The sequence below is a fragment of the Streptomyces sp. NPDC024687 genome (assembly GCF_055559055.1).
Window position 1 is genome coordinate 423,064 of the sequence record NZ_JBVHLJ010000008.1, and the last position, 7,797, is coordinate 430,860.

5 protein-coding genes are annotated in these 7,797 nt (G+C 69.8%); 2 read left to right on the forward strand and 3 right to left on the reverse strand.

Annotated features, from left to right (window positions below; genetic code table 11):
* Nucleotides 1-68: 68 nt before the first annotated feature.
* Both ACZ39I_RS30710 and ACZ39I_RS30715 read right to left on the reverse strand, forming a co-directional pair.
* Nucleotides 69-908: an alpha/beta fold hydrolase gene (locus ACZ39I_RS30710; RefSeq protein WP_467248053.1), complete on the reverse strand. Its 840-nt coding sequence runs from the start codon at nucleotides 906-908 to the stop codon at nucleotides 69-71.
* A gap of 207 nt (nucleotides 909-1,115) precedes the next feature.
* Complete coding sequence (locus ACZ39I_RS30715; RefSeq protein ID WP_467248055.1) at nucleotides 1,116-2,264, reverse strand: serine hydrolase domain-containing protein; 1,149 nt, start codon at nucleotides 2,262-2,264, stop codon at nucleotides 1,116-1,118.
* A gap of 480 nt (nucleotides 2,265-2,744) precedes the next feature.
* On the opposite strand from ACZ39I_RS30715, the gene ACZ39I_RS30720 reads away from it, so the two are divergent.
* Complete coding sequence (locus ACZ39I_RS30720) at nucleotides 2,745-5,882, forward strand: AfsR/SARP family transcriptional regulator (RefSeq protein ID WP_467248056.1); 3,138 nt, start codon at nucleotides 2,745-2,747, stop codon at nucleotides 5,880-5,882.
* Between the two features lie 688 nt (nucleotides 5,883-6,570).
* Nucleotides 6,571-7,158, forward strand: a complete 588-nt coding sequence (locus ACZ39I_RS30725) for a sigma-70 family RNA polymerase sigma factor (RefSeq protein ID WP_467248057.1) — start codon at nucleotides 6,571-6,573, stop codon at nucleotides 7,156-7,158.
* Between the two features lie 53 nt (nucleotides 7,159-7,211).
* Here ACZ39I_RS30725 and ACZ39I_RS30730 read toward each other — a convergent pair.
* On the reverse strand, nucleotides 7,212-7,797 hold a 586-nt coding region (locus ACZ39I_RS30730), incomplete at its 5' end, for a class I SAM-dependent RNA methyltransferase (protein ID WP_467248058.1).

The window sequence follows — 7,797 nt, forward strand, 5'->3', positions numbered from 1 at the left end:
GGTGGTGAGGTGCCCGGGTGGGCAGGGTTGTGGGGACGTGCGATGCCGCGACGGGGCGGAACTCCCGGTCAGCGGACCGTGCGGGCCGCCTGCTCCACGATGCGGGCGACGGCCCCGGGGCGGGACACGGACACCGCGTGCGACGCGTCGATGACCGTGGTGCGCGCCGCGGCACGGGCCGACATGTAGCGCTGGGCGGCCACGGGGATGTTGAGGTCCTCGGTGGTGACCAGCGACCAGGAGGGGATCGTCTTCCAGGCGGCCTTCGTCGACTTCTCCTCCAGCGCGGCGGCGGCGATCGGACGCTGTCCTGCCGCCATGAGCCCGGCCTTGTCCGCCGGCACGTCCGCGGCGAACTGGTCGCGGAACTTCTCCGGCTTGATGTACACGTCCGCGCCCTGACCACCGTCGGGCAGCGTGTAGTTGACGGACTCGATCGCCTGGCCGAGGGTGCTGCCGGGGAACTTGTTCGTCAGCCCGAGCGAACTCTCGCCCGTGTCGGGCAGGAACGCGGCGATGTAGACCAGCGCCTTCACCTTGCCCTCCAGGCCCGCGGCGGCCTGGCTGATGACGGTGCCGCCGTAGGAGTGACCGACCAGGACCACGGGCCCGTCGATGTGGTCGACGACGCTGCGCAGGTAAGCGGCGTCAGTCGCCGGACCACGCAACGGGTTGGCGGCGGACACCACTGGGTAGCCCGCACGCTGCAGCCGAGTGACGACACCGTCCCAGCTTGACGCGTCGGCGAACGCCCCGTGCTCCAGCACGATCGTCGGACGTACCGGACGGTGGGACACCGCACCGGCTGCGCCGGGCAGGGTGGCTGCGGCCACAGACAGACCTACCGCCGCTGTGACAGCGAGCAGGGCGGATCTGCGGCTCGGACGGGCCAGGCGGGTGATGCGCATGCGTGAATGTCCTCTTCCTTGGTTGTCGGTCTTCACCGGACCGTGCCGGCGAAGCGGGCCGGTGCGCTCTGGAGACGAGGCACCGAGTTCCTTCGGGAATGACCGAGTTGTGGCGCGTTCCGTCTGCGCCAGGCGGTGAGCGCGGTTCGGATGGCTGGCGGGCGACCCGCGGCAGCGGCAGAACGGTCGGGGTGGAGCGGGCGAGTCTCAGCCGGTGGAGTCCAGGACTTCGTAGACATGCCTCATGTAACTGAGGGTGCGCTCCGAGCCGAGGATTCCGTCGCCCAGCCGGTTCATCGTGTACGCGAACGTGACGCGCCGGTCGAGGTCCATCATGACGATCGAACCGCCCCGGCCGACCCAGAAGCAGATCCGTCCGGTGGGCATGTGCGGCATCGTCCTCGCGTCGGCGAGCGCGAATCCGATGCCCCAGCGCACGGGAACGCCCAGGAACAGGTCGATTCCGTCGGCCTGTACGTCGAGGACCTTGTCCACCGTGTCCGCGGAGAGGAGCCGGTGGCCGTTCACCTGGCCGCGCCGTGAGATCACGGAGAGGGCACGGGCCATGCCTCGTGCGTTGCCGTGTCCGTTGACGGCTCCGAGTTCGGCACGGCGCCACTGCGGGGTGTCGACGTGCTCGTCCCGGGCGGGGCTTCCGAGCAGCGTCTTGGTGAAGATCCCCTCGGGATCGAGGCCGGCGGGCATTCCGGGGAGCTGCGACGGGGCCACCAGCTCGGCGATGCGCGGCCAGTCGGCCTGCCGCGCACCGATCTGGACGTCGGCTTGGGACGGCCCCGCGATCTCGGTGTCGACGAACTCGGTCAGGGTACGGCCGCTGACCCGCCGGACGAGCTCTCCCACCAGCTGTCCCTGAGTCTGCACGTGGTAGCCCGAGGCACTGCCCGGCTCCCACCAGGGCGCCTGCGCGGCCAGCCGGGCGCTCGCGGTCGGCCAGTCGTACAGATCGTCGATGGTGAAGGGCTGCTGCCAGCCGGAGAGTCCCGAGGTGTGTGCCAGGACATGCCGCACCTCGATGTCCTGCTTGCCCTGAGCCGCGAATGCGGGCCAGTAGTGCGCGACCGGGCGGTGCAGATCCAGTAGCCCCCGGTCGACGAGGACGAGGGCCGCCAGACTGCTGAGGGTCTTGGTGGTGGACCACAGGCTGACCAACGTGTCCTGGTGCCACGGAACGGTCCGCGCCTCGTCGGCGTGCCCGCCCCACAGATCGACTTCCATGGCTCCGTCGACATCGACGGCGATCGACGCGCCCAACTCCTCGCCGGACTCCAGGTGCGCTGCCAGCGCCGCTCGGACCGGTTCGAACCGGGCGGTGCTCGTTCCTTCGACGATGGCCATGTCCCTTTTCCCACTCCCGACGACGACTGTTCGATCAGTGAACGGAATGAACGTCACGCCGGTTCACGCTTCGCCGAAGGAGAGGCAGTTGTGTTGGGCCCGTCCGGTAGGAGGTCATCTGCAGAGACCGTCTACAGCAACGCTGAATCAGCCGGCCGGCAGCGGTACGCGTGGGCGCCCCTGTCAGCGCGGTGTATCGCGCCGCCGGTGAAGTGATCGCGCCGGGTGGCGCCCTGCTAATGTCCTGTCCGATATGCGGCAGGCGGACGACGGGGTCCCCCGCCGATCCGATCACTCGCTCCGGCCCCCCACCTCGGCGGACAGGTCACCGCGAGGGTCGCGCGGATGTCCGGGTGTGCCGACGCCTGGTCTTCGTCACCGCGGGAGCGGGTCGCCCACAGGTCCGCGGGTCATGGTCATGCATGTGCCCCTCGATGGCGGCGCTGTCGAGCGGGATTCTGAGTGGGTACGGTGACAACTGTGAGGCAGGGGCTCGACTTCGGACTGCTGGGTCCGCTGGTGGTACGGCGGGCGGGCACGGTACTCGATCCGGGTCGGCGCAGGCAGCGGCTGCTGCTGATCCGCCTGCTGCTCGCCGACGGCCGGGCGGTCGCTCCGCAGACCCTGTGCGAGGAACTGTGGCCCCAGCAGTCGGGGCGGACACCTGGCGGAGCAATGGGCTCCCTGCACGCCCACATCAGCAAGGTACGCGCGGTCCTGGAACCCCAGCACCTGCGCCGGCAGGGCACTTTCGAGGTGCTGGTCACCGAACCCCTGGGCTACGCCCTGCGGGTACCGCCCGACAGCCGTGACACCGTGCGCTTCGAGCGGGCCCTTGCCCGCGCACACCGGCTCATGGACGAGGGCCGGCCCGAACACGTCGTGGAAGAGGCCGGAAAGGCCCTGGAGATGTGGCGCGGCACCCCGTTCGCCGACGCTGCACACCACCTGTTCGCCGTCCACGAGTCGGCACGCCTGGAAGAACTGCGGCAGACCACACGCGAGATCCGCACCACTGCCCTGCTCGCGCAAGGACGGATCACGGAAGCCCTGGACGCGGCGCAGGAAATGACCGTGGAACATCCCCTGCGGGAAACCGGCTGGGCCCTGCTGCTACGCGCCCTGTACCTCGCCGGTCGGCACCCCGAAGCGCTCATGCGCTACACCGACCTGCGCCGGCACCTCGCCGACGAACTCGGCCTCGAACCCGGCCCGGCCCTACGCGCCCTGCACCACGGCATCCTTCACCACGACCTGCCGCCCCTTCACTCAACCGATGAGCTGAACCGATTCGGCGCGGCATCCGTCCCCGGCGGGAGTGCCGGGCACGGCCGCGACCCGAGCGGGTCGGCCGGATCCGGGGTACCGGACGAGGGTGAGGCAACCGCGCCCACCGGCCCGGCAGCCGACGCACCGGCCGACGCAGCCGACCGGTCGGACGCGCGCTGCCACCCGGCCGCGGACGGAACGAATGACGAGGGAACCACGTCGCCGCCCCTGGCACGTCCGGCACAACTGCCGCGCGGTCTCCCGGTGTTCGCAGGGCGGGCGGCCGAGGGGGCGTGGCTGTCGGCGGTGAGCGGTGCACCGGGCCGGCCCGGACCGACCGCTGCCCCGGTCGTCGCCATCAGCGGTGCTCCCGGTGTCGGCAAGACCACCTTCGCCGTCCACCACGCCCACCGCATCGCCCCCTCTTTCCCCGACGGACAGCTTTTCGTCAACCTGTGCGGATTCCACCCCCACGCACCCGCCGTCGAACCCGGCAACGCCCTGCACGGCTTCCTCACCGCCCTCGGTGTTCCCGCCCAGCGCATCCCCGAAGACACCCCCGGCCGCAGCACGCTCTTCCGCAGCCTCCTCGCCGACCGGCAGATCCTGCTCGTCCTGGACAACGCTCGCGACGAGCAACAAGTGCGCCCCCTGCTCCCCGCGGGAGCGGGCTGCCTCACCCTGATCACCAGCCGCAACCAACTCCCCGGCCTGATCGCCACCGACGGCGCCAAACCCCTCACTCTCCCGCTGCCTTCACCGACCGAGGCCCACCAAGCCCTCGAACGACGCCTGGGAACCGAACGACTGGTCGCCGAGCCCACCGCCACAGCCGACATCATCCGCCTGTGCGGACGGCTTCCCCTGGCCATGGCCGTGGTCGCCGCCCGCGCCGAGCTCGATCCCTCCTTGCCCCTGCACGCCATCGCCGACGAGCTGCGACACACCCACGGCGGCCTGGACGCGTTCACCGGCTTCGACACCACCACCGACGTACGCGCCGTCTTCTCCTGGTCCTACCAGTCCCTGGACGAGCCCGCCGCCCGGCTCTTCCGCCTCCTGGCCCTGCACCCCGGCCCCCACATCACTGCCCCCGCCGCGGCCAGCCTCGCCGGCCTTCCCCTCCCCGAAACCCGCCGTGCACTCGCCGGTCTGGTCAGTTCCTGCCTCGTGGAACAGCCACTGCCCGGCCGCTACAGCCTGCACGACCTCCTGCGCGACTACGCCACCGAACTGACCCACACCCACGACACCACCGACGAACGCCACCACGCCACCCTCCGGGTCCTGGACCACTACTTGTTCACCGCCCACGAGGCCAACCAGCTTCTGAAGCACGACACCACACCCGAGCTCGACCTCGGTACGCCCCACCCGGGCGTCAGTCCGGAGAACCTCACCACCGTCGAGCAGGCGACCCGATGGCTCACCGCCGAACACCGGGTGCTGACCGGCCTGCTCCACACCGCCGTCAGCCAGAAGCTGGACCACCACACCACCGGGCTGGCCTGGTCACTCAAGGACTTTCTCTACCGCCAGGAATTCTGGCCCGAGGCCATCACCGCACTGACCCCCGCCCTGGAAGTGGCCCGGCGCCAGAACAACCGCCTCGAAGAAGGCCGTTGCCTACGCCACCTCGGTGGCGTCCACGGTTATCTCGGCCATCAGGAACAAGCTCTGCACCACCTGCAACTCGCCACCACGATCTTCGAAGAGCTCGACGCGACCGGTGAACTGGCCCGAGCCCACTACGTCACGGCGTGCGCGCTGTTCCTGTTCGGCCGGATCCAGGAGGCCGTGACGTCCTCCGAGCGGGGACTGGAACTGTCCCGGGAGATGGGTGAAGAGCTGTGGTTGGCCGAGTGCCTCGTCGAACTCGCCTGGTTCCGCTCCAATTTGGGGCAGCTCGAGAAAAGCCTTCAGTACAGCGAGGAGGGCATCGACTTGTTCCAGCGCCTGGACGCGCCATGGCAACTGGCCCAGGCCTGGGACGTCTTGGGCTACAACCTCCGTCTGCTCGGCCGTTACGAAGAATCGGTGGCCACCTACCAGCGCGCGACACGGGCGTTCGAGGAACTGGGCGACCACAGGAACGCCATCGGCTCACTGATGCGGCTGGGCGACACCCGGCTGGCCCAAGGCGACCGGGAAGGCGCACGAGCGGACTGGGTCCACGTCCTCGAAAGCGCCGACGAGCGAGCCATGTCGCACAGCGCCGAGCAGGTCCGTGACCGGCTCACCGCCCTGGACATGGATGCGGATCCCACGCCCACCGTGCCGGAAAGGGCGGCTGGGGGCCATAAGCTCCCGGTTCCCAGGAGTAGTGATCCTGGGCGCCCCGCGTATTGATCATGAGCGTGGTCCACACCGACCGCGGACAGGGACACTGGCTGCAGTGGGCCTGTGCTGCCTGGGCGTTGCACTCATCATGTGAACGTCGGCGACAGGGCGACGGTTCACCCTGCGTCGCAGTCGATGAGCGGTGCTTCACAGGGCCGCCACCGAGGGCGTCAACGCCGGGGCGGAAGTGACCGCCCGTGCACCGGGGGTTGGGCCGGCTCCGGTGCACAGCGCAGTTCCGGGTGCGCGGGGTCAGCGGATCTGCAGGATCGGCGGCGTCGCGTTGACGAAGCACGTGCTCTGGTTGCCGTCGTCACAAACCCCTGACCAGGTCCGTCCGGTCGTCGCAGGCGGTCTGATTGACCGCGGCAGCCGGGGAGGCGGGCGGGAGAGCGATCATTGCTGCCGCTGCCAGGACACGAGAGGGCCCTGCAACCGCCCTTGTTGTGCACGCGGGGAGGCCGCCCAAGGAACCGTCGAGGATCCCGACCTGGCAGCCGCCGCGAGATCGTCGGCGCCCACTCAGCCCCGGACAGGCCCGGTTGCCAAGGTCTGTCCGGGGCGCTCCGCGAGAGACGCCAAGGGGCACGACAAGGAGACGACAAGGTTTGGCCAAGGGGTCCCTACGAGGGTTGAGCCACTCGCCCGTGCATGCGGGAGAGCACGCCACAGAACACTCGAACAGGATGGGGCACCCATGAACGGGATCATGGAAGCGGGGACCACCACCCTCGCTCCGGCTCGGGCGCATACCCGGAACGTCACTTCGGACGCCGACTGCGATGCCTTCGTCCGAGACGTCTACGATCAGTACGGACCTCTGCTCGTCCGGTACGCCACGCGGCTGCTGGACGGTGACTGGCACAAGGCGGAGGACATCCTCCAGGAGACCGCGGCCCGTGCCTGGAAACATGCCCGGTTCTTGTGCACCCGCGGCGACCACATCAGGCCGTGGCTGTTCACCGTGGCCAGGAACCTTGTCCTCGACCACCACCGGGCCCGGCGGACCAGGCCGCTCGAGCTGATGCCGGTCGAGGACCTGGACACCTCATGGGACGGCATGAGGTCCACCATCACCTCCCATGCGGTGCTGGAAGCACTGGGGGAGCTGAAAGAGCAGCATCGGACCGTTATCGGCCTCATGTACTACCTGGAATGCAGCGTGGCCCAGGCAGCCGACCACCTGGGCATCCCGCCCGGCACCGTCAAGAGCCGCGCCTTCTACGCCGTGCGGGCACTGCGCAAGGCCCTGGAGAAACAGGACATACACGGCGAACAGCCATGACGGGGGGCGGTCGGGCACCAGGTCCCTGAGCAGCGCCTCAACAAAGCCCCGGGTCAGGACCCCTTGGCCACCGGCTCCAGCACCGCCACGCACTCCACATGATGCGTCATCGGAAACAGATCGAACACCCGAAGCGTCCGCACCCGGTACCCCCCGTCCCGGAAGTACCCCAGGTCCCGCGCCAGCGCCGCCGGGTCGCAGGCGACGTACGCGATGCGCCGGGCTCCCAGGGACGACAGGTGCTCCACCGTCTTGCGCCCCGCCCCCGCCCGCGGCGGGTCGAGGACGATCAGGTCGACCTCCGTGATCCCGGTGCGCGGCAGCACCGACTCCACCTTGCCCTGTTCGATGCGGACCCGGTCGAAGGAGGCGAGGTTGTGCCGGGCGTCCTCGACCGCACGCTTGCCGGACTCGATGCCGAGGACCGCGCCCTTGTCGCCGAGGCGGTCCGCCAGCGCTCCCGCGAACAGGCCCACACCGCAGTACAGGTCGAGCGCCATCTCGCCCTTGCGCGGCAGCAGGCCCTGCATGACCGCCTTCACCAGGGTGTCGGCCGCCTGCGGATGCACCTGCCAGAAGCCGCCGCTGCCCACCCGGTGGGTGCGGCCGTCGGCCCGCTCGCGCACGAAGGCGCGGCCG